The organism is Nonomuraea sp. NPDC003201 (genome assembly GCF_053590415.1).
This window is the reverse complement of the sequence record NZ_JBSFTC010000191.1, coordinates 1-22,101: the sequence shown is the minus strand read 5'-3', so window position 1 is coordinate 22,101 and position 22,101 is coordinate 1. Positions and strand designations below refer to the sequence as shown.

At 69.7% G+C, this 22,101-nt stretch carries 19 protein-coding genes; 15 read left to right on the top strand and 4 right to left on the bottom strand.

The genetic code is table 11. The features are described 5' to 3' along the window. The first annotated feature begins 180 nt into the window (after positions 1-180). The 6 genes from ruvB (at position 181) to ACWDX9_RS41765 (ending at position 7,695) form a co-directional block, all read left to right on the top strand. Positions 181-1,221, top strand: coding sequence for a Holliday junction branch migration DNA helicase RuvB (ruvB, locus tag ACWDX9_RS41790; protein WP_397370939.1), 1,041 nt, complete (start codon positions 181-183; stop codon positions 1,219-1,221). Positions 1,222-1,439: 218 nt separating this feature from the next. Further along, positions 1,440-1,823, top strand: coding sequence for a preprotein translocase subunit YajC (yajC, locus tag ACWDX9_RS41785; RefSeq protein WP_449964667.1), 384 nt, complete (start codon positions 1,440-1,442; stop codon positions 1,821-1,823). 127 nt (positions 1,824-1,950) lie between these two features. Beyond that, complete coding sequence (gene secD, locus ACWDX9_RS41780; RefSeq protein ID WP_449964673.1) at positions 1,951-3,681, top strand: protein translocase subunit SecD; 1,731 nt, start codon at positions 1,951-1,953, stop codon at positions 3,679-3,681. 1 nt (position 3,682) lies between these two features. After that, on the top strand, positions 3,683-4,678 hold the full coding sequence (secF, locus tag ACWDX9_RS41775) for a protein translocase subunit SecF (RefSeq protein WP_449964664.1): 996 nt from the start codon (positions 3,683-3,685) through the stop codon (positions 4,676-4,678). A gap of 121 nt (positions 4,679-4,799) precedes the next feature. Further along, entirely contained in the window at positions 4,800-5,318 is a 519-nt protein-coding gene (locus ACWDX9_RS41770) for an adenine phosphoribosyltransferase (protein ID WP_350727178.1), read from the top strand. Positions 5,319-5,505: 187 nt separating this feature from the next. Then, positions 5,506-7,695, top strand: a complete 2,190-nt coding sequence (locus ACWDX9_RS41765; protein WP_355198457.1) for a RelA/SpoT family protein — start codon at positions 5,506-5,508, stop codon at positions 7,693-7,695. A 32-nt stretch (positions 7,696-7,727) separates the two neighbouring features. Here ACWDX9_RS41765 and ACWDX9_RS41760 read toward each other — a convergent pair whose 3' ends face one another. From ACWDX9_RS41760 to ACWDX9_RS41750, 3 genes are all read right to left on the bottom strand, one after another. After that, positions 7,728-8,819, bottom strand: a complete 1,092-nt coding sequence (locus ACWDX9_RS41760; RefSeq protein ID WP_449964661.1) for a cupin domain-containing protein — start codon at positions 8,817-8,819, stop codon at positions 7,728-7,730. Between the two features lie 150 nt (positions 8,820-8,969). Further along, on the bottom strand, positions 8,970-10,199 hold the full coding sequence (locus ACWDX9_RS41755) for a DUF349 domain-containing protein (RefSeq protein WP_350727181.1): 1,230 nt from the start codon (positions 10,197-10,199) through the stop codon (positions 8,970-8,972). 62 nt (positions 10,200-10,261) lie between these two features. Beyond that, positions 10,262-11,149, bottom strand: coding sequence for a peptidylprolyl isomerase (locus ACWDX9_RS41750; protein ID WP_364257453.1), 888 nt, complete (start codon positions 11,147-11,149; stop codon positions 10,262-10,264). 138 nt (positions 11,150-11,287) lie between these two features. Here ACWDX9_RS41750 and ACWDX9_RS41745 point away from each other — a divergent pair, with 138 nt between their 5' ends. The 3 genes from ACWDX9_RS41745 to aspS are packed head-to-tail and all read left to right on the top strand — an operon-like array spanning position 11,288 to position 14,972. Further along, entirely contained in the window at positions 11,288-11,968 is a 681-nt protein-coding gene (locus tag ACWDX9_RS41745; RefSeq protein WP_357749722.1) for an MBL fold metallo-hydrolase, read from the top strand. After that, on the top strand, positions 11,968-13,224 hold the full coding sequence (gene hisS, locus ACWDX9_RS41740; RefSeq protein WP_449964657.1) for a histidine--tRNA ligase: 1,257 nt from the start codon (positions 11,968-11,970) through the stop codon (positions 13,222-13,224). The genes ACWDX9_RS41745 and hisS overlap by 1 nt, the downstream gene beginning before the upstream one ends. Then, positions 13,221-14,972: an aspartate--tRNA ligase gene (gene aspS / locus ACWDX9_RS41735; RefSeq protein ID WP_449964654.1), complete on the top strand. Its 1,752-nt coding sequence runs from the start codon at positions 13,221-13,223 to the stop codon at positions 14,970-14,972. The genes hisS and aspS overlap by 4 nt, the downstream gene beginning before the upstream one ends. A gap of 53 nt (positions 14,973-15,025) precedes the next feature. On the opposite strand, the gene ACWDX9_RS41730 is transcribed toward aspS, so the two are convergent. Continuing rightward, on the bottom strand, positions 15,026-15,928 hold the full coding sequence (locus ACWDX9_RS41730; protein WP_449964651.1) for a peptidylprolyl isomerase: 903 nt from the start codon (positions 15,926-15,928) through the stop codon (positions 15,026-15,028). Between the two features lie 170 nt (positions 15,929-16,098). Between ACWDX9_RS41730 and ACWDX9_RS41725 the strand changes: the two genes are divergently transcribed. The 6 genes from ACWDX9_RS41725 (at position 16,099) to ruvX (ending at position 22,075) form a co-directional block, all read left to right on the top strand. Continuing rightward, the gene (locus ACWDX9_RS41725) at positions 16,099-16,581 is read left to right on the top strand and encodes a DUF2231 domain-containing protein (RefSeq protein ID WP_449964648.1); all 483 of its coding nucleotides are present in this window, start codon (positions 16,099-16,101) and stop codon (positions 16,579-16,581) included. Between the two features lie 82 nt (positions 16,582-16,663). Then, complete coding sequence (locus ACWDX9_RS41720) at positions 16,664-17,905, top strand: replication-associated recombination protein A (RefSeq protein WP_449964670.1); 1,242 nt, start codon at positions 16,664-16,666, stop codon at positions 17,903-17,905. Between the two features lie 379 nt (positions 17,906-18,284). Further along, a complete protein-coding gene (locus ACWDX9_RS41715) occupies positions 18,285-18,677 on the top strand; it encodes a DUF948 domain-containing protein (RefSeq protein WP_350727188.1) in 393 nt (130 codons plus the stop codon). Then, entirely contained in the window at positions 18,674-18,904 is a 231-nt protein-coding gene (locus ACWDX9_RS41710) for a hypothetical protein (protein WP_350727189.1), read from the top strand. Before ACWDX9_RS41715 ends, ACWDX9_RS41710 begins: the two co-directional genes overlap by 4 nt. A gap of 17 nt (positions 18,905-18,921) precedes the next feature. Further along, a complete protein-coding gene (gene alaS / locus ACWDX9_RS41705; protein ID WP_449964645.1) occupies positions 18,922-21,594 on the top strand; it encodes an alanine--tRNA ligase in 2,673 nt (890 codons plus the stop codon). 1 nt (position 21,595) lies between these two features. Further along, a complete protein-coding gene (ruvX, locus tag ACWDX9_RS41700) occupies positions 21,596-22,075 on the top strand; it encodes a Holliday junction resolvase RuvX (protein ID WP_350727191.1) in 480 nt (159 codons plus the stop codon). Positions 22,076-22,101: the final 26 nt, after the last annotated feature.

The following is a 22,101-nucleotide window of genomic DNA, read 5'->3' as shown; positions in this document are numbered from 1 at the left end:
GGGCTCCGGCTTGGCGACGTCGCGCCGCCCGGCGGAACCCCGGGCCACGTCGTGCCGTCCGGGCGCACCCTGGGCGACGTTGCGATGCCCCGGTGCCCCGCTGGTGATGCGGTGGGCAGGGGCCGGTGTGAGGGGCTCGTGGGGTGCTGGCGATGGTGCCGGTGTGAGGGGGGTGTGAGTATGGGGTTTGAGCGGGAGTTGGTGTCGTCCGAGGCCGGTGGCGACGAGCTGCAGATCGAGGCGGCGCTGCGGCCCAAGCGGCTCGGCGAGTTCATCGGCCAGGGCCGGGTGCGCGAGCAGCTCTCCCTCGTGCTCGAGAGCGCCCTGCGCAGGCAGCGGCCGCCCGACCACGTGCTGATGAGCGGGTCGCCCGGGCTCGGCAAGACCACGCTGTCCATGATCATCGCCGCTGAGCTCAACGCGCCGCTGAGGATCACCTCCGGCCCCGCGCTGGAGCGGGCCGGCGACCTGGCCGCCATCCTGTCCACGCTCGCCGAGGGCGAGGTGCTGTTCATCGACGAGATCCACCGGATGGCCAGGCCCGCCGAAGAGATGCTCTATCTCGCCATGGAGGACTTCAGGGTCGACATCGTCGTCGGCAAGGGCCCCGGGGCCACGGCCATCCCGCTCGACATCGCGCCGTTCACGCTCGTCGGCGCCACCACCCGCGCCGGGCTGCTGCCCGCGCCGCTGCGCGACCGGTTCGGGTTCACCGCGCACATGGATTTCTACGAGGTCGGCGAGCTCGAGCAGGTGCTCTACCGATCGGCCAGGCTGCTCGGCGTGGTCCTGCCCGGCGACGGAGCGCACGAGATCGCGAGGCGGTCCCGGGGAACGCCCCGTATCGCGAACCGGCTGCTCAGGCGAGTGCGGGATTTCGCGGACGTAAGGGCCGACGGGGTGATAAACCGGGAAATAGCGGCGGCGGCCCTCAACCTGTACGAAGTTGATGCCGAAGGACTCGACCGGCTCGACAGGGCGGTCCTGGACGTGCTGCTGAAGAAGTTCGGCGGCGGCCCGGTCGGCCTGTCGACGCTGGCCGTGGCCGTGGGGGAGGAGCCGGAGACCGTCGAAGTGGTGGCCGAGCCGTTCCTCGTACGCCAGGGCCTGCTGGCCAGGACCCCGCGCGGCCGGGTCGCGACGGCGGCCGCCTGGAGTCATCTCGGCATGACCCCGCCCCCCGACGCGTTCGGAGCAGCGGTATTCGACTCAGACGGCTGATCACAGAACGGTTGCAACCGTTTCAAATTGGGAACTTCCCCGCGCGCCGAAACGCTGCCTCGTTGCCGCGTTTCGCAACAACGGCCTACACTCCGTGGCTTGGCTGGCTGTGTAGGCTGACGGGCTGAGCGGCGCGGCCCCGACGCAACGCACGGAATTTCCGGCGCGAGGCCGGTGTCAACTTCTTGTACGACAATGGAAGGTCGCCCCTTATGGACATGGGACAACTCGGTAGCATCCTGCCGCTGATTCTGCTGGTGGTGGTGTTCTACTTCCTGCTGATCCGCCCTCAGCGCAAGCGTCAGCAAGAGGCGATCCAAATGCAGAACTCCCTGGCTCCGGGCGCCCGGGTCATGACCACGACCGGGCTGTTCGGCACCGTGGTGGCGGTGGACAATGATGACGTGGTCCTCGAGATCGCACCGGGGATCGAGACCCGCTGGGTGAAGGCCGCGATCGGCCGTGTGGTCACGCCAGGGGACGCTCCCGCGGCGGACGAGTCCTCCGACGACGACGCCGCACCGGGTGAGGAGGGCAAGAAGGAGTCCGAGGCCACCGTGGATCGCAACGATGACCAGGACTCCAGCACCAAGCAGTCCTGACTAAGCTCTGCGACAAACCTCTATCTGAAAGAACTGACGACCAGTGGCCCGACCGACCAGCCGCCACAGCCGACCGGGGCGAACGCTCCTGGTGCTGCTGGCGCTCATCCTCGCCCTGGGCGGGACGATGTTCCTGCAGAAGGCGTTCACGCCCAAGCTGGGTCTCGACCTCGCCGGCGGCACGACGGTGACTCTGTCCCCGGTGACCCAGAACAACACGGCACCGCCGGATGAGATTCTCGATCGCGCAGTCAACATCATCCGCGATCGAGTCAACGGCAACGGCATCTCCGACGCGGAGGTCGCCAGGTCCGGCAGCAACATCATCATCTCGATCCCGGGCGTCGGACAGAGCGAGGCCATCAAGCTGGTCGCCACCACCGCGGAGCTGCGCTTCCGCCAGGTGCTGGCCATGGAGGCCACGCAGGTTCCGCAGAACCTGGCCACCAACGCGCCGACGCCGAACCCGTCGGCTTCGGCGAGCCAGTCCGCCACCCCCAAGTCTGACAAGTCCGGCTCGCCCGCGGTCTCCACGCCCCAGCCCAGCGCGTCTCCGACGGGCAAGGCGTTGTCGTCCGCGCTGACCGCGCCGACGCCCGCCGCGTCGGGGCAGCCGGCCGCCACGGACAACCCCCAGCAGCCGGCCGCCACGGACAACCCTCAGAAGCAGCCGAAGAAGGGCCAGGACGCCAAGGCCAGCCCGACGGCGGCCCCGTCCGGCCAGCCCAGCACGCCGCCCGCGCAGAACCCCAACGCCGGCGTCAACACCCAGGGCATCGACCCGGCGGTGCTGGCCCAGTTCAACAAGCTCGACTGCGCCAACCCGGCCAACCGCGGCCAGGGCGTCCAGGACGACCCGAAGAAGCAGTTCGCCGGCTGCGAGACCGACGGCAGCTACAAGTACGTCCTCGACGTCGCCAAGGTCGTCGGCACCGACATCGACACGGCCTCGGCGGGCGTCCGGCAGGGCACCGTCGAGTGGGTCGTCCAGCTCGACTTCAAGAGCAAGGGCGCGGCCGAGTGGAGCAAGCTCACCACGGCCGCCTACAACTCCCAGGAGCCACGCAACAAGGTCGCGGTCGTGCTCGACGGCGTCGTCATCACCGCCCCCAACATCATCAGCCCGATCCCCGGCGGCCGGGCCGAGATCACCGGCGGGTTCGACCAGCTCAGCGCCACCCAGCTGGCCGACCAGCTCAAGTACGGCGCGCTGCCGCTGAAGTTCAACCGCAGCTCGGTCGACACGGTCTCCTCGACGCTGGGCCAGGACCAGCTGCAGGGCGGTCTGATCGCGGGCCTCATCGGCCTCGTGCTCGTCGTGGTCTACTCGATGCTCTACTACCGCGGCCTCGGCATCGTGGCGGTGCTGAGCCTCGTGGTCGCCACGATCCTGACGTACACGGCGGTGGTCGTGCTCGGCCACAACGCCAACTTCCGGCTCTCGTTGCCGCACATCATCGGCCTCGTGGTCTCGATCGGCATCACCGCCGACTCCTTCATCGTCTACTTCGAACGCATACGTGACGAGATGAAGGAGGGCCACCGGACGCTCCGCGCGGCCGTCGAGGTGGCCTGGGTCCGTGCCCGGCGCACGATCCTGATCGCCGACGCCGTCATGTTCATCGCCGCGATCGTGCTCTACTTCCTGGCGGTGGGCGGCGTGGCCGGGTTCGCCTTCGCGATGGGCCTGACCACGCTGATCGACATCGTGGTGGTGTTCCTGTTCACGAAGCCGTTCATCGCCATGCTGGCGAGGCTGAAGTTCTTCGCCAAGGGGCACCCGCTGTCCGGCCTCGACGCCGAGCGCATGAGCGAGGTCGGCTCGTCCGGCCGCCCGACCACTCCGCAGGAGGCCTGAGATGGGACTGGCGCGTCGCCTCTACCGCGGCGAGATCAATGTCGACTTCGTCGGCCAATGGAGGCTCTGGTACAGCCTGTCGGGCATTCTGCTGCTCATCTCGATCGCGGGTCTGCTGATCAACGGGCTCAACCTGGGCGTGGAGTTCAGGGGCGGCACGGTCTTCTCGTTCAAGTCCGAGCAGGCCACCGTCCAGCAGGTCCGCGAGGCCGTCCTCGATCAGGGCGCGCACCAGGCGATCGTCCAGTCGGCCGGCACCGGCGGCTGGCGGGTGACCACCGAGAGCCTCCCGGAGAACACCAGGGAGCAGGTGCAGTCCCAGATCGCCAAGGACTTCAACACTCCGGTCGGGCAGGTCAGCGTGCAGGCCATCGGCCCGTCCTGGGGCGGTGAGGTCTCGCAGAAGGCCTGGATCGGCCTGGGCGTGTTCATGCTGGCGATCATCCTGTACCTGTCGATGGCGTTCGAGCCGAAGATGGCCATGTCGGCGATCGTCGCGCTCATCCACGACCTCGTCATCACGGCCGGCATCTACGCCTGGTCGGGCTTCGAGGTCACGCCGGCCACGCTGCTGGGCTTCCTGACCATCCTCGGTTATTCGCTCTACGACGCGGTCGTGGTGTTCGACATGATCAAGGAGGTCACGGCCAAGCTGGGGCACACGTCGAAGATGACGTACTCGATGGCGGCCAACAACGCGCTCAACCACACGCTGATCCGGTCGCTGAACACCTCGCTGGTCGCGATCCTGCCGGTGGCGGCGATCCTGTTCATCGGCACCACGCTGCTCGGCGCGGGCACGCTGAAGGACCTGTCGCTGGCGCTGTTCGTCGGCATGATCGTCGGTACGTACTCCTCGCTGTGCGTCGCCACGCCGCTGCTGGTGACGTTGAAGGAGCGGGAGCCGAAGTACCAGGCCATCGCCAGGAGGCTGGCCTCGACGGGAAGCGGCAAGGGGCCGAAGGGTTCCAAAAGCGCGGCCGTAGCCAAGGGATAGCAAGCACGCGCACGCCACGACGCCCTCGCCCTTCACCGGGTCGGGGGCGTCGTTGCGTGCGCGCGGGATGCACCATCATGGAGCCCGGCACACCGCCGGTGCACGATTGCGAGGAGACGCCATGACCGAGCTGAGCACGATGATCCTGGACAGGATCAGGGACGTGCCCGACTACCCCAAGCCGGGTGTGATGTTCAAGGACATCACCCCGCTGCTGGGCGACCCGGTCGCCATGGCGGCCGTGGTGGACGAACTGGCCGGGCTCCACCAGGTGGACAAGATCGTGGGCATCGAGGCGCGCGGGTTCATCCTCGCGGCTCCGGTGGCGTACCGGGCGGGGGCGGGTTTCGTACCGGTACGGAAGAAGGGGAAACTGCCCGCCGAAACCCTCGAAGAGTCCTACGATCTGGAGTACGGCTCCGCGACCATCGAGGTCCACCGTGACGCCTTCACGCCCGGCGACCGGGTTCTCGTGGTCGACGACGTGCTGGCCACGGGCGGCACGGCGAGGGCGGCCGTGGAGTTGGTGAAGAGGGCCGGCGCCGAGGTCGTCGGCATCGCCGTGCTCATGGAACTGGCCTTTCTCAAGGGGCGTGAGCGGGTGACGGGAGTGGACCTGCACTCCCTCGTGATCGTCTGAGCCCGACCCGCGACGGCCCAGGTTTGCCGCCTGGATACACTGGGGGATCTGGACTCGAACGTGAGGAGCCATTGCGTGAGGAGTCTGTGTGCCCCGTGATGTGGTCGTGCCCGACGTAACCGACTCCGGCAACGCCGAGGCGTCCGGTGTTCCTGCGGTGCGTCGAAGGCGATTTGGGGGTGGGGCCATGAATCCGGTGCTGGAGCCGTTGTTCCGCACGGTCCGCGCCACCCACCCCAAGGCCGACCTGCGCGTGATCGAGCGTGCGTACGACGTCGCCGCCTACCACCACCGCGACCAGAAGCGGAAGTCCGGCGACCCGTACATCACCCACCCGCTGGCCGTGGCCACGATCCTGGCCGAGCTCGGCACCGACGACGAGACCCTGTGCGCCGCGCTGCTCCACGACACGGTGGAGGACACCGCCTACAGCCTCGACGAGCTGCGCGGCGACTTCGGCGACACCATCGGGTCCCTGGTCGACGGCGTGACCAAGCTGGACAAGGTGAAGTTCGGCGACGCCGCGCAGGCCGAGACCGTGCGCAAGATGGTCGTCGCCATGTCGCGCGACATCCGCGTGCTGATCATCAAGCTCGCCGACCGGCTCCACAACATGCGCACCATGCGCTACCTCCCCGAGCACAAGCGCCACCAGAAGTCGCGCGAGACGCTGGAGATCTTCGCCCCGCTGGCCCACCGCCTGGGCATGAACACGATCAAGTGGGAGCTCGAGGACCTGGCCTTCGCCATGCTCTACCCCAAGCGCTACGACGAGATCGCGCGCATGGTGTCGGAGCGGGCGCCGCGCCGCGACCTGTTCCTGCAGGAGGTCATCGAGAAGGTCTCCGGCGACCTGCGCGAGGCCAAGATCCGCGCCGTCGTCAAGGGCCGGCCGAAGCACTACTACTCGGTCTACCAGAAGATGATCGCCCGCGACGTGGCCTTCGACGACATCTACGACCTGGTGGGCATCCGCGTCCTCGTCGACAGCGTGCGCGACTGCTACGCGGCGCTCGGCACCATCCACGCCCGGTGGAACCCGGTGCCGGGGCGGTTCAAGGACTACATTGCGATGCCCAAGTTCAACATGTACCAGTCGCTGCACACCACGGTGATCGGTCCCGAGGGCAAGCCGGTGGAGCTGCAGATCCGCACCCACGCGATGCACCACCGGGCCGAGTACGGCGTGGCCGCGCACTGGAAATACAAGGAGGAGGTCGGCAGCCCCGGCCCCACCGGCAAGGTCAAGCCGGGCAGCGACATGGCCTGGCTGCGCCAGCTCCTCGACTGGCAGAAGGAGACCTCCGACCCGGGCGAGTTCCTGGAGTCGCTGCGGTTCGACCTGTCGGTGTCCGAGGTCTACGTCTTCACCCCGAAGGGGCAGGTCATCGCGCTGCCCGAGGGGGCCACGCCGGTCGACTTCGCGTACGCCGTGCACACCGAGGTGGGCCACCGCTGCATCGGCGCCCGGGTCAACGGGCGGCTGGTGCCGCTGGAGTCGCGGCTCGGCAACGGCGACACGGTCGAGATCTTCACCTCCAAGTCGCCGGACGCCGGGCCGTCGCGCGACTGGCTCAAGTTCGTCAAGTCGGGCCGGGCCCGCAACAAGATCCGGCAGTGGTTCTCCAAGGAGCGCCGCGAGACCGCGATCGAGGCGGGCAAGGAGGCCATCGGGCGGGCCATGCGCAAGCAGGGCCTGCCGCTGCAGCGGCTGATGTCCGGCGAGGCGCTGCTGGCGCTCGCCCGCGACCTGCGCTACCCCGACGTCTCCGCGCTCTACGCGGCCGTGGGGGAGGGGCACATCGCGGCGCAGGCCGTCGTGCAGAAGCTGGTGGCCTCGATCGGCGGCGTCGACAGCGCCGAGGAGGACATCGCCGAGACCTCGCTGCCCACCCGGCTGCGCGGCCGCCCCCGCGGTGGCGGCGCGGGCGTGGTCGTGGCGGGCGACGCCGACGTGTGGGTACGCCTGTCGAAGTGCTGCACCCCGGTGCCCGGTGACGAGATCGTCGGGTTCGTCACGAGGGGGCACGGGGTGTCGGTGCACCGCGGCGACTGCACCAACGTGCAGCAGCTCAAGGAGCAGCCCGACCGGCTCGTCGAGGTCAGCTGGTCGCCCAGCGACGACAGCGTGTTCCTGGTCGCGATCCAGGTGGAGGCGCTGGACCGGCCGCGCCTGCTGTCCGACGTCACGCGTACGCTCTCCGACCAGCACGTCAACATCCTGAGCGCGTCGGTCACGACGTCCCGGGACCGGGTGGCGATCAGCAAGTTCACGTTCGAGATGGGCGATCCCAAGCACCTGGGGCACGTGCTCAAGGCCGTGCGCAGCATCCAGGGCGTGTTCGACGTCTACCGCGTCAGCGGCGCCGGCAACTGACCGCTTCCGGGGCGCCGGGCCCCGGCGGCGGGTCAGCGGGGGCGGAGGTCGGGGAGGTTGACGACGATGGCCTCCTGGGTGCTGCGGGCGATGACGACCACGGCCTCCTGCGACGGGTCCGGATTCTCCTCGCGATGGGGCACGTACGGCGGCACGAAGATGTAGTCGCCGGGCTTGGTGTCCAGCCGCACCTCCCGCCCGTCCTCCAGGAACACGAACGACGGCGTGCCGCTGACCACGTAGATGGCCGTCTCCGAGGCCCCGTGGTGGTGGTCGGACGAGCGCGTGGCGGGCGCGACGTGGGTCTGGCCCATCCAGAGGCGGGCGGACCCGGCCGTGGCCCCGCTGATCGCCGCGAACCTGCGCATGCCGGAGCTCTGCGCCGTCTCGCCCGAGAGCTCCCCTGAGGGCACGTGACGCAGCGGCTGGTGGAACGGGTCACCCTCGGCCCTGTAACCCTCCCAGAGACGCCCTCCAGCGCGTTCCAGGACGTCCGAGGCGACGGCGGCCAGCCGTGCCGAGTCGTCGACGGCGCCGAGCAGCGCCTCCGCCAGCACCGGGTCGTGGGCGCGCAGCTCGCGCAGCAGCCACTTGCCGCTCCCCTGCCACCTGCGCCCCAGCCCGAGCGCCATCCTGGCGGTCTCCTGCGCCACCTGCCACCGGATGAACGTCCGCTCGCCGGCGTCCGTGGCCCCCGAGAGGTCGTCCAGGAGGTCGGAGAGGGCGTATCTGGCCCGTTCGGCCTGTGAGCTGGTCAGACCCCCCGGTCCGGCCGTCAGGCGCTCGCTCAGCGCCGCCTGGAGGTCGCTGGCCCGGCCGCTGGTCCGGTCGGTCAGCACCGCGCCCTCGGCGCACATGCGGGCCAGGCTCGGCTGGCGCCGCTCGAAGTCCTTGTCGAGGTAGGCGCGCAGGCTGGTCTCGCTGTGCACGAACAGCTCCACGGGCCACTCGCGCCACCGCAGCGACTCGCGGTAGGGGGTGGGCAGGCCGTCGAGCACCACGACGACGTCGAGGTCGGAGGTGCTGGTGCGGCGCTCGGTGAGGGCGCTGCCGCCGACGAAGGCGTACAGGGCCCCCGGGAACATCTCCTCGACGAGGGCACGTGCGGCGCTGACGGGATCCATGCCCGCCAGCCTAGGTCTCAGCCCCTTCCGCCGCCGCCCCATTTCACGCACCGCCGCCACCCGCTCGCGCACGGTCGCCGCACGGTTGGCGCACGGTTGGCGGGGCCCGGTGGAGGCCGGAAGAGGCCTCCACGGGCATTTCCACTGGGGTCAGCTGAACTCGGCGAGCGTGCGCTCGGCCTCCTCCAGCCACGAGCGCCGGGCGATCAGCGCCTCCTCGGTCTCCTTGATGTCCTTGGCGCGACCGGCCGTCTGCGCCTTGGACAGCCGCTTCTCCAGCTGGTCGATCGAGGTGCGCAGCTGGTCGACGGTGCTCTGCGCGCGGGCCCGGGCCTCCGGGTTGGAGCGCTTCCACTCGGCGTCCTCGGCCTTGCGCACGGCCTCGTCCACCTTGCGCAGCCCGCCCTCGAGCCGGTCGCGCTGCTCGCGCGGCACCGGGCCGGCGGCCTCCCAGCGCTCCAGGATGTTCCGCAGCGCCGAGCGGGCCGTGCGCACGTCCGTGACCGGGAGGATCTTCTCGGCCTCGGCCAGCAGCACCTCCTTGACCTCCGCGTTGGCGGCCAGCGAGGCGTCGCGCTCGGCGAAGACGGCGGAACGGGCCTGGAAGAACTGGTCCTGCGCGCCCTTGAAGCGGGCCCACAGCTCGTCCTCGGCCTCGCGCGAGGCCCGGCCGGCGCTCTTCCACTGCTGCATCAGCTCGCGGTAGATCGCCGCGGTCTGGCCCCAGTCGGTCGAGTCGGCCAGCGCCTCGGCCTCGGCGACGATGCGCTCCTTGGCCGCCCGCACGCCCTCGCGCTGCTCGTCGAGCCCCGCGAAGTACGTCTTGCGCCGCTTGGCGAACGCCGTACGGGCCGCCGAGAGCCGCTTCCACAGCGCGGCCTCGGTGACCCGGTCGATGCGGTCGGCGGCCTTCCACTCCTCGACGAGCTGGCGCAGCCGCTCGCCACCCGACTTCCAGTGGGTGGTCTCGTCCGCGATGCGCTCGGCCTCGGCGACGATGCGCTCCTTGACCGACCTGGCCTCGGCGCGCGCGTGCTCGCGGGCCGCCTTGACCTCCTCGCGGCGCTGGGCGACCAGCTCCGTCAGGCCGTCGAGCCGGGCCGTCAGCGCGTCGAGGTCGCCGATGGCGTGGGCGTCGGCGACGGCCTCGCGCAGCTTGGCGATGTTCGCCTCGGCCTGGGCAGGAGCCAGGTCGGTGCCCTTGACGCGCTGTTCCAGCAGCTGCACCTGACCGGCCAGCTCGTCGTACTTGCGATGGAAGTAGGCCAGTGCCTCTTCGGGTTCACCGGCCTGCCAGGAGCCGACGGCCCGCTCTCCCTCAGCCGTACGCACGTAGACGGTGCCGTCGTCGTCTACCCGGCCCCACGGGTCGGTGCTCACCGTGTCCTCCCGCACTTTCCATCAGACCCTTCGGGACTACTTCGTCCCTAGTTTGTATTACGTCAGCTCTTGCTGGCGATTGTCACGTCTTTGATTTCGACGGTTTGCTTCGGCGCCCCCGTCCCGTCGCCGGCGTCCCCGATGACGCCTGCTTTGTTCACCTTGTCCAGGATGTCGAGCCCCTTGGTGATCGTACCCACCGGCGTGTAATCCGGCGTGAGTCCGATGTCTCCGAAAACGAGGAAGAACTGGCTGCCCGTGCTGCCCGGCGCCTGCGTTTTGGCCATGGCCATCACGCCGCGCTTGTACTGGGCTCCCTGGAGGTTCTCCTCGGCCATGACGTAGCCGGGGCCGCCGGTGCCGTCCTGGCTCTTGCCGTCGGCCTTGGCCGACGGGTCGCCGCACTGCAGCATCGGGAACTGGGCGCTGCCGAGCCGGTGGCACTTGCTGCCGTCGTAGTACTTCTTCTTCGCCAGGAACTCCAGCGAGTTGGTCGTGCAGGGCGCCTTGGCGTTGTTCAGCTCGACGACGATGTCGCCCTGGTTGGTCTTGAGCGTCATCGTCTTGGTCGCCGGCGTGGTCTTGACCTTGGCCGGCGGCATGCCGACGTCCTTGACCTGCCCGCCTCCTGCGTCCTTGACGTAGTCGCACGTGCCCGTCGCCGCGTCGTACGGCTTGGGCCCCGCCGCGGCCGAAGCCGAGGCCGAGGCCGACGGCGCGGCGGTGTCGGCGGCCGACGCCGTGGGCGAGGAGGCCGCGTCGGTCCCCGCGTCGTTGCCGCCCAGCAGCGCGACAGCGGCGACGATGCCGCCGATCACGATCACGACGCCCACCGAGGAGCCGATGATCGCCGTGCGCTTGGCCTTCTGCTCGCGTTCGACCCGGCGATGCATCTGCCGCTCGTAGTGCTCACGAGCGAGCTGCCTCTGCCGGTCCTTCCCCGTGGCCACCGCTTTGCCTCCCATAGTCAATCAACTGAGGTGGGCGAATCGTATCGGCCAACGGGTAATGATTCGCAGCCCGGCGACCCGCACCGGTACCCTTCGGTTACATTCCCATTGGCTTTTCGACGAGATCACCTGAGGCAGATGCTCATCGCCGGCTTCCCCGCAGGGGCCTTCCAGACCAATTGTTACGTTGTCGCGCCCGCGGCCGGCGAGGAATGCGTGATCGTCGATCCAGGTCAGGACGCGACCGAGGGCGTCGACGAGCTGCTGCGCGAGCACCGGCTCAAGCCGGTCGCGGTCCTGCTCACCCACGGCCACCTCGACCACGTCTGGTCGGTGGCCCCGGTCTGCGGCGCGCGTGACGTCCCCGCGTGGATCCACCCCGACGACCGCCACCTGCTGAGCGACCCGGCCGCCGGCTGGTCGGGCACGAGCGCCTCGATGTTCGGCGGGCTGACGCTGAGCGAGCCCGACGACGTGCGCGAGCTGTCCGACGGGGCCGTGCTGGAGCTGGCGGGCCTCGAGCTCGTGGTCGACCACACGCCCGGCCATACCAGGGGGTCGGTGAGCTTCCGGCTGCCCGGCGACGAGATCATGTTCTCGGGCGACCTGCTGTTCGCCGGCTCCATCGGCCGCACCGACCTGCCCGGCGGTGACTACGCGACCATTCTGCGCAGCCTGGCTGCCAAGTGCCTGACGCTGCCTGACGATACGGTCGTCCTGCCGGGCCACGGACCACAGACGACGATCGGCCGCGAGCGCGCTACCAACCCATATTTGAAGGAAGCGGCGCCGCAGTCCGGTCCCACACGAGGGATCTAATGAGCTTCCAAGCACCTAAAGGTGTCAAAGAGTACGTTCCACCGCAAGCCTCGACGTTCTACGCGATTCGCGGAGCTTTCGCCGAGACGGCCAGGCGGGCCGGATACTCGTACCTGGAGACCGCGGTCTTCGAGGACACCCAGCTGTTCGCCCGTGGCGTCGGCGAGTCCACCGACGTCGTGAGCAAGGAGATGTACACCTTCACCGACCGCGGCGGCCGGTCGCTGACGCTGCGCCCGGAGTTCACCGCCGGCGTGCTGCGCGCGGTCCTGGAGTACGGCCTGCACCGCGGCCAGCTCCCGGTCAAGGTCTGGACCGACGGCCCGGTGTTCCGCGCGGAGGCGCCCCAGGAGGGCCGCTACCGGCAGTTCTACCAGCTCGACCTGGAGGCCATCGGCAGCGAGGATCCGGCCGTCGACGCCGAGACGATCGCGCTGGCCGCGCAGTGGTACGCCGCGCTCGGCCTCACCCAGGTGCGGCTGCTGCTCAACTCGCTCGGCTGCAAGGAGTGCCGGCCGATCTACCGGGCCCGGCTGCAGGAGTTCCTGCGCGCGCTCGACCTCGACGAGGCCACCAGGGCCCGCATCGAGATCAATCCGTTGCGCGTGCTCGACGACCGGCGCCCGGAGGTGCGCGCCCAGCTCGAAGGCGCGCCGCTCATCGGCGACCACCTCTGCGCCGACTGCAAGGCCTACCACGACCGGGTCAAGCAGCTCCTGGCCGACCTGGGCATCCCGTGGGAGGACGCGCCCAGGCTGGTGCGCGGGCTCGACTACTACACCCGCACCACCTTCGAGTTCGACCACCCGCTGCTGGGCGCGCAGTCCGGCATCGGCGGCGGCGGCCGCTACGACGGGCTCTCCGAGGCCATCGGCGGGCCGGCGCTGCCCGGCATCGGCTTCGGGCTCGGTCTCGATCGCACCGTCATCGCCCTGGAGCGGGAGGGCGTCGTGCTCGACACCCCGGCCCGCTGCGAGGTGTACGGTGTGGCGCTGGGCGACGAGGCGGCGCGGGCCATGTTCAAGCTCGTGAGCGAGCTGCGCGCGGCCGGTCTCGCCGCCGACATGTCCTTCGGCGGCAAGGGGCTCAAGGGCGCGATGAAGGGGGCCGATCGTTCCGGCGCCCGTTTCGCCCTGATCCTGGGCGAGCGTGACCTGGCGGCCAAGGCCGTGCAAGTGAAGGACCTGACCACCGCTGAGCAGACCGAGGTGCCCTTGGCCGAGGTCGTCGACGTTTTGAAAGGGAAACTGCAGTGATCCGCACGCACAAGGCCGGGTCGCTCCGCGAGGAGCACGCCGGGCAGCAGGTGACGCTCGCAGGATGGGTGGCCCGCCGCCGTGACCACGGCGGCGTGGTCTTCATCGACCTGCGCGACGCCTCCGGCTCGGCGCAGGTGGTCTTCCGCGAGGAGGACCACGCCCACGACCTGCGCGCCGAATACTGCGTGAAGGTCGTCGGCCAGGTCAGGGTCCGCCCCGAGGGCAACGAGAACCCCGACCTGCCCACCGGCGCGATCGAGGTCGTGGCCGAGCAGGTCGAGGTGCTGAGCGAGTCAGCGCCGCTGCCCTTCCCGATCGAGGGCAACGTGGGGGTCTCGGAGGAGGCCCGGCTCAAGTACCGCTACCTCGACATCCGCCGCCAGCAGGTGGCCAACGCCATGCGCACCCGCTCCAAGGCCACCTACCTCGCCAACGAGGTGATGCACGAGCTGGGCTTCGTCTACGTCGAGACGCCGACCCTGACCCGCTCCACGCCCGAGGGCGCGCGCGACTTCCTGGTCCCGGTGCGCCTGCAGCCCGGCAACTGGTACGCCCTGCCCCAGTCGCCCCAGCTGTTCAAGCAGCTCCTCCAGGTCGCCGGCCTCGAGCGCTACTACCAGCTCGCCAAGTGCTACCGCGACGAGGACCTGCGGGCCGACCGGCAGCCGGAGTTCACGCAGATCGACGTCGAGATGTCCTTCGTGGACCAGGAGGACGTCATCGAGGTCGGCGAGAAGCTGATCGGCCGGCTGTGGAAGGAGATCGCCGGCTACGACCTGCCGACGCCGCTGCCGCGCATGACGTACGCCGACGCGATGGCCCGCTACGGCTCCGACAAGCCCGACCTGCGCTTCGGCCAGGAGCTGGTCGAGATGACCGGCTACTTCGCCGGCACGCCCTTCCGCGTCTTCCAGGCCGAGTACGTCGGCGCCGTGGTCATGCCGGGCGGCGCCTCGCAGACGCGCAAGGAGCTCGACGGCTGGCAGGAGTGGGCGCGCAGCCGCGGCGCCAAGGGCCTGGCCTACGTGCTCGTCCAGGAGGACGGCACGCTGGGCGGCCCGGTCGCCAAGAACCTCACCGAGGAGGAGCTCTCCGGGCTCGCGGCCAAGGTCGGCGCCGAGCCGGGCGACGCGATCTTCTTCGCGGCCGGCCCGAAGCACTCCTCGCGCGACCTGCTCGGCGCGGCCCGCCTGGAGATCGGCCGCCGCTGCGGCCTGATCGACGAGTCGGCGTGGGCGTTCCTGTGGGTCGTCGACGCCCCCATGTTCGAGCCCGTGTACGACGAGGTGGGCCGCGAGATCGGCTGGACCGCCGTGCACCACCCGTTCACCGGGCCGAAGCCGGAGTGGGCCGACAACTTCCAGGACCACCCGGGCGAGGCGCTGGCCTACGCGTACGACATGGTCTGCAACGGCATGGAGATCGGCGGCGGCTCGATCCGTATCCACCGGGCCGAGATGCAGCAGCGCGTCTTCGACGTGCTGGGCATCTCCAAGGAGGAGGCGGAGAGCAAGTTCGGCTTCCTGCTGGAGGCGTTCAAGTACGGCCCCCCGCCGCACGGCGGCATCGCCTACGGCTGGGACCGCATCTGCATGCTGCTGTCCGGCGGCGACTCGATCCGTGACGTGATCGCGTTCCCGAAGACGGCCTCCGGCTTCGACCCGCTCACGGGCGCGCCCACGCCGATCACGAGCGAGCAGCGCAAGGAGGCGGGCGTCGACGCCAAGCCCAAGGCCGAGGTCTAGGCATGTGAGAACGGCGGGCACCGGAGCCGGTGCCCGCCGTTCTCGCTGTCGCCCTACTTGAAGGTGATGTTCTTGATGATCACCGGGTTCTTGGGCGCCGTGGTGCCGCCGTCGCCGGTGATGTCGGCATCGTTGAGGAGCAGGTCCTTGCCGCTGGTGGCCAGCCCCTGCAGCATGTCCATGCCCTCGCTGACCACGCCGATCACGTTGTAGCCCGAGCCGATCTGGTTGTTCTCGTCCGACAACGAGATGGCGAACTGGCTGTTGTTCTGGCCCATCGCGTCACCCGCCTGGGTCATGAACACCACGCCCTTCGACAGGGAGATGTCGGTGTTCTCGTCACCGTAGACGTATCCCGCGGTGCCCTGGCCGTCGGTCGGGTTCTTGCCGTCGGCCTTGGCCAGCGGGTCGCCGCACTGCAGCAGGTGCACGCCGGACACGTCGGGCGTGACCAGGCGGTGGCACTTCATGTTGTCGTAGAACTTCTTCTTCGCCAGGAAGCTGAGCGAGTTGATCGAGCATGGCGCGGCGTCCGTCATGAGATCGATGACGACGGTGCCGCGGTTGGTGACGATCGTCATCTTCTTCAGCTTCATGTTGGGCTTCTTGCCCGGCAGGCCGACGAACTTGTTCGGCACCCCCGTCTCCCGCTTGTAGGTGCAGGTGACCGGACCGGTCTTGGCCGATGGCGTGGCCGACGGCTCCGTGGAGGCGGAAGCGGAAGCGGAGGCGGAAGGGCTGCTCTCCGCCGAGGCCTTGCCGGGTTCCCTGTTGACCAGCGTGGTCGCGGCGAAGATGCCGCCCGCGACCACGACGACGGCCACGCCCGCGCCGATGAAGGTGTTCCGCCGTGACTTGGTGGTCTGGGCGGCGGCGCGCTTCGCCTGCCGTTCCTTGTGCTCCCGCGCCAGCTCGCTCTGGCGGTCTTCCTCGTTCTGGCGGTCGTCGCCGCTCACCGCTATGTCCTCTCATCTTTTGCCCGTGCATGACCAAACAACTCCGCGCATGCTACCGGCCTTCGATATGTGCCGGACGTAAGTGGTGAAAGCGGCAGAGGACGACATGTGAGGTCGCGAACCATATGGTGCTGAGATTCGTAGTTGAAATGAGAACTAAGGAGCACCCCATGTTCGACCAGATCCTCGGCCTGCCGGCGCATCCACTGATCATTCACTTCGCCGTCGTGCTGACCCCGCTGCTGGTGGCCGCGGCGGCCGTCTACGCGCTCGTCCCGCGCTGGCGTACATACGTGGCGTGGGCGGTGGTGCTGCTCTCCCTGGCCTCCCCGGTGGCGGTCTTCGCGGCCAAGGAGAGCGGCGAGAGCCTCAAGGCGGCCCGCTTCGCCACGGCGGACGGCGCGCTGGGGTCCCGCATCACCACGCACCAGAGCTTCGCCAACCCGCTGCTGCTGTCGGTGCTGGGGCTGGCCGTGGCCGCGCTGCTGCTCGTGTACGCCACCAGCCCGGCGCGCGACTCGGTCGGCCGCGACCGGTTCGGCCGGGCCACGACGCTGACCCTGTCAGCGCTGACGCTGGTGCTGGCCGCGGTGGCGGGCTACTACGTCTTCCGCGCAGGGGACTCGGGCGCGCGAGCGGTCTGGGGAGCGTAGTCAGCGCGTGTAATCTCATGATGTGGATAGCCTGTTCGATTCCGCGGCCGAAGAGGCCACCCCGCAGCCCCTCGCGGTGCGGATGCGACCGCGCACGCTCGACGAGGTGATCGGTCAGCGGCACCTGCTCGGCTCAGGCACCCCGCTGCGGCGCCTGGTCGAGAGCGAGGCTCCCATGTCGCTGTTCCTGTGGGGGCCGCCCGGCACCGGCAAGACCACGCTCGCCTACGTCGTCTCCAACGTCACCGAACGCCGCTTCGTCGAGGTCTCCGCCGTGTCGGCGGGCGTCAAGGACGTACGCGCCGCCATCGACAACGCGCGGCGCGAGCTCGGCATGAGCGGACGGCAGACGGTGCTGTTCGTGGACGAGGTGCACCGCTTCAACAAGGCGCAGCAGGACGCGCTGCTGCCCGCCGTCGAGAACCGCTGGGTCACCTTCATCGGCGCGACCACCGAAAACCCGTTCTTCTCGGTCATCTCACCGCTGCTGTCACGCTCGCTGCTGCTCACCCTGGAGTCCCTGACAGAGGACGACATCCGCGCCGTGCTGGAGCGGGCCGTCTCCGACCCGCGCGGCCTCGGCGGGCGCGCCACGCTCGCGCCCCAGGCCCTGGAGCATCTCGTACGCCTGGCGGGCGGCGACGCGCGCAGGTCGCTGACGTACCTGGAGGCGGCCGCGCTGCTGGCCGACGACATCACCGTCGAGGTGGTGGAGAAGGCCGTCGACAAGGCGGCCGTACGCTATGACCGGCAGGGCGACCAGCACTACGACGTGATCAGCGCGTTCATCAAGTCGATGCGCGGCTCCGACGCCGACGCGGCCCTCCACTACCTGGCCCGCATGATCGAGGCCGGGGAGGACCCCCGCTTCATCGCCCGCCGCATCGTCATCTTCGCCTCCGAGGACGTCGGCATGGCCGACCCCACCTGCCTGCAGACCGCCGTGGCCGCGGCCCAGGCGGTGCAGCTCATCGGGCTGCCGGAGGGGCAGATCAACCTGGCGCACGCGGTCATCCACTGCGCGATGGCCCCCAAGTCCAACGCCGTGGTCAAGGCCATCGGGGCGGCCATCGGCGACGTCCGCCGCGGCCTCATCGGCCAGGTCCCCGGCCACCTCCGCGACGCCCACTACCCGGGGGCGGCCAAGCTGGGGCACGGGGACGGCTACAAGTACCCGCACGACTTCGACCATGGGCTGGTGCGGCAGGAGTACGCGCCTGAGCAGGTGCGGGATCGCCGCTATTACGAGCCGACCCGCCATGGCGCCGAGGGCCCGGTCGCGGACCGCTGGGCCAAGATCCGCGACTTCCTCCGCGGCTCCTGACCCCCGTCCCGGCGGGGTGGCGGTGCGGTGGCGTTCGGCGCAACGTGTGTGGTGCGGTGGCGGGCGGCGAAAGCTCGTACGGTCGGTGGGGCGGGGCCGGTGGCCGGAGGGCTTTGGACGTCCTGGAATGTGGGGGCCGTTGGGGGAGGCGTGTGTGGCAGGGTGGGGGATGGCGTAGGTTTGGGGTGCGCGGGCGTTGGGACACGGCCCGGGCCGGGGACGGCTGGTGGCGCACGGGATCGGAGCGGCACGTGGGCGGTCGTGGAAGCGCCGGACGCCGACGCGGCAGCACGATCAAGGCCGGCGTCCTCACCAAGGTTGTCACTCGAACGCGATAAGGTCTTGCCGTTCCGGCCCAGCGTACGAGGGAGATGAGCGCATGCTTACCGCTGGAGAGGTCGCCGGCCTGATCGCGGCCACCGGCTGGATAGTCCTGGTCTGCGTGCTCGCCATGGTGCTCATCAAGCTGGCCAGGCTGCTCACCGAAACCACCAAGGCGGTCTCCGACCTGAACGACCGCCTGACGCCGCTGCTCGACGACATGAGCGTCACGGTCAACGAGACCAACCGGCAGCTGATCGCCGTCGAGGCCATCACCAAGGACGTCAAGCAGGTCAGCGGTCACGCGGCCAAGCTCAGCGCGGTGACGCAGACCATCTTCACCGGGCCGCTGATCAAGGTTTCCTCGCTCGCGTACGGCGTCCGCCGAGCCATCGAGGCACGCAGGCCCCGCAAGGCCGTCCCGAGGACGCGTCAGGGGCAGGCGCGATGATCAGACGGCTGTTCTACCTGTCGCTGGGCGCGTTCCTCACCTTCTGGGTGATGCGCAGGCTGCAGGCGCTCCACCCCGACCACGTCGCCCGCAGGACGGCCAACGGCGCCGCGGGGATGCTCCGGCAGGTGAGAGACTTTACTTCCGACGCGCTCGGCGAGGCCGCGGAGCGCGAAACCGAGTTGCGAGCCCGCTTCGGGCTCGGCAACGCTGAAGACAACAACTAACGCAAAGGATGGCCAACATGGAGTCGGCAGAGATCGCCCGCCGCTTCCTGCGCTTCTTCGAGGAGCGTGGGCACAAGGTAGTGCCCTCGGCCAGCCTGATCGCTGAGGACCCCACGCTTCTCCTGGTTAATGCCGGTATGGTGCCGTTCAAGCCGTACTTCCTGGGGCAGCGCAAGCCTCCGGCGTCCCGGCTGACCACCGCGCAGAAGTGCGTGCGCACCCCCGACATCGACGAGGTCGGCAAGACCACGCGGCACGCCACGTTCTTCCAGATGCTGGGCAACTTCTCCATCGGTGACTACTTCAAGGCCGAAGTGATCCCGTTCGCGTGGGAGCTGCTCACCCGTTCCGAGTCCGACGGCGGCTTCGGCTTCCCCGAGGACAAGCTGTGGGCGACCGTCTACCAGGACGACGACGAGGCCTACGACCTCTGGCGCAACCGCGTCGGCCTGCCCGAGCACCGCATCCAGCGGCGTGGCCTGGAGGACAACTACTGGCACATGGGCGTGCCCGGCCCCGGCGGCCCCTGCTCGGAGATCTACTACGACCGCGGCGCCGAATACGGCAAGGAGGGCGGCCCCGTCGCCGACGAGGACCGCTACCTCGAGGTGTGGAACCTCGTCTTCATGCAGTACCAGCTCAGCCAGGTCCGCACCAAGGTCGACTTCGACGTGGCGGGCGAGCTGCCGGCGAAGAACATCGACACCGGCATGGGCCTCGAGCGCATGGCCGCGATCCTGCAGGGCGTCGACAACATCTACGAGATCGACACCACGTACAAGATCCTCGACAAGGCGGCCGAGCTCACCAAGACCCGCTACGGGCGCGACCCGCGGGCCGACGTGAGCCTGCGCGTGATCGCCGACCACGTCCGCACCGGCACCATGCTGGTGGCCGACGGCGTGCTGCCCAGCAACGAGGGCCGGGGCTACGTGCTGCGCCGCATCCTGCGCAGGAGCGTACGCAACCTGCGCCTGCTCGGCTCCGGCGACGACCGCTACATGCACGAGCTGACCGACGTCGCCATCAACGTCATGGGCGAGCAGTACGCCGAGCTCAAGGCCGACGCGCCGCAGATCCACGCGGTCATCGACGCCGAGGAGGCGTCGTTCCTGGGCACGCTGCGCACCGGCACCGCGATCTTCGACGTGGCCGTCGAGGAGACCAAGCGCAAGTCCGGCACCACGCTCTCCGGTGACCAGGCGTTCCAGCTCCACGACACCTACGGCTTCCCGATCGACCTGACGCTGGAGATGGCGTCCGAGCACGGGCTCAAGGTCGACGAGGAGGGCTTCCGCCGGCTCATGAAGGAGCAGCGGGAGCGGGCCAAGGCCGACGCCGCGGCGAAGAAGACCGGCAACGCCGACATCTCCGTCTTCGGGCAGCTGCTGGAGAAGGCGGGCAAGGTCGAGTTCCTCGGCTACGACCAGACCGAGGCCGACACCAGCGTGGTCGGCATCCTCGTCGACGGCGTGCCCGTCCCGGCGGCCGGTGCGGGCGCGACCGTGGAGGTCGTGCTCGGGCGCACCCCGTTCTACGCCGAGGGCGGCGGCCAGCTCGCCGACCAGGGCGTGATCCGCACCAGCGGCGCCGAGGTCGAGATCGTCGACGTGCAGACGCCGCTCGCGGGCCTGGTCGTGCACCGGGGCAAGATCCGCAGTGGTGAGCTCAAGGTCGGCGACGACGCGCAGGCGGAGATCGACCTCGAGCGCCGCCGCGCGATCTCGCGCAGCCACAGCGCCACCCACCTCGTCCACCGCGGCTTCAAGAACGCGCTCGGCGAGACGGCGGCCCAGGCCGGCTCGGAGAACTCGCCCGGCCGCTTCCGCTTCGACTTCACCGCGGCGGGCGCGGTCCCGGCCAGCGTGCTGCGCGACGTCGAGGACGAGGTCAACGCCGTGCTCATCAACGACCTCAAGGTCAACGCCTTCTACACCTCGCAGGCGGAGGCCAGGGCGATGGGCGCGCTGGCGATGTTCGGCGAGAAGTACGGTGACGAGGTCCGCGTCGTCGAGATCGGCGACTACTCGCGCGAGCTGTGCGGTGGCACCCACGTCCACAGCTCGGGCCAGCTCGGTCTGGTCAAGGTGCTGGGCGAGCAGTCGGTCGGCGCGGGCGTGCGCCGCGTCGAGGCGCTCGTCGGCATCGACGCCTTCCGCTTCCTGGCCCGCGAGAGCGTGCTGGTCGCGCAGCTCACCGAGCAGCTCAAGGCGCGCCGCGAGGAGCTGCCCGAGCGCATCGACGGCATCGTCACCCGGCTGCGCACGGCGGAGAAGGAGCTGGAGAAGATCCGCTCCGCCCAGGTGCTCCAGGTGGCCGGTGATCTCGCCGCCAAGGCGGGCGACCTGCGTGGAGTCTCCGTTGTGACACACCGCGCGCCTGATGGCACCGGTGCGGATGATCTGCGTAAGCTCGCGCTGGATGTGCGTGGCAGGTTCCCGGCGGACCGGCCGGCGGTCATCGTGATCGCCGGCGTCCCCTCCGACCGACCTGTGGTGGTTGCTGCGGTCAACGAGGCGGGGCGCGAGCGCGGGCTCAAGGCCGGGAAGCTGGTCGGCGTCGCCGCCAAGGCTCTTGGGGGTGGCGGTGGCGGCAAGGACGACGTCGCGCAGGGCGGCGGCACACGGCCGGACGCGATCGGCGACGCGCTGCAGCAGGTCGAGCAGGCTGTCGCGGATCAGCTCGGCTGATATGAGGTTCGGCACGCGGATCGGCGTGGACGTCGGATCCGTACGTATCGGCGTGGCCCGCAGTGACCCTTCCGGGTTTCTGGCCACGCCGGTCGAGACCGTCAGGCGAGGCAAGGGCGACCTCGACCGCATCGCCGCGATCGTCGCGGAGCACGAGGCGATCGAGGTGATCGTGGGGCTGCCCACCTCGCTGTCCGGACGCGAGGGGCAGGCGGCGGGGCTGGCCCGCCAGTTCGCCGCCGATCTCGCGGTCCGGCTCGCGCCGACGCCCGTGCGGCTGTTCGACGAGCGGCTGACCACGGTTGCCGCCACGCATGGGCTGCGTGCCAGCGGCATGAAAGCCAAGAAGCAGCGCGGTGTCGTGGATCAGGCCGCGGCCGTCGTGCTGCTGCAGGACGCGCTCGACTCCGAACGCGCCACCGAAAGACCCCCAGGCAGGCCCGTCGCACCGCCCCCAGCGGCCGACGGACCTGCCTCATGAGCGCGCGCGACCCCCGTGTCGCGCGC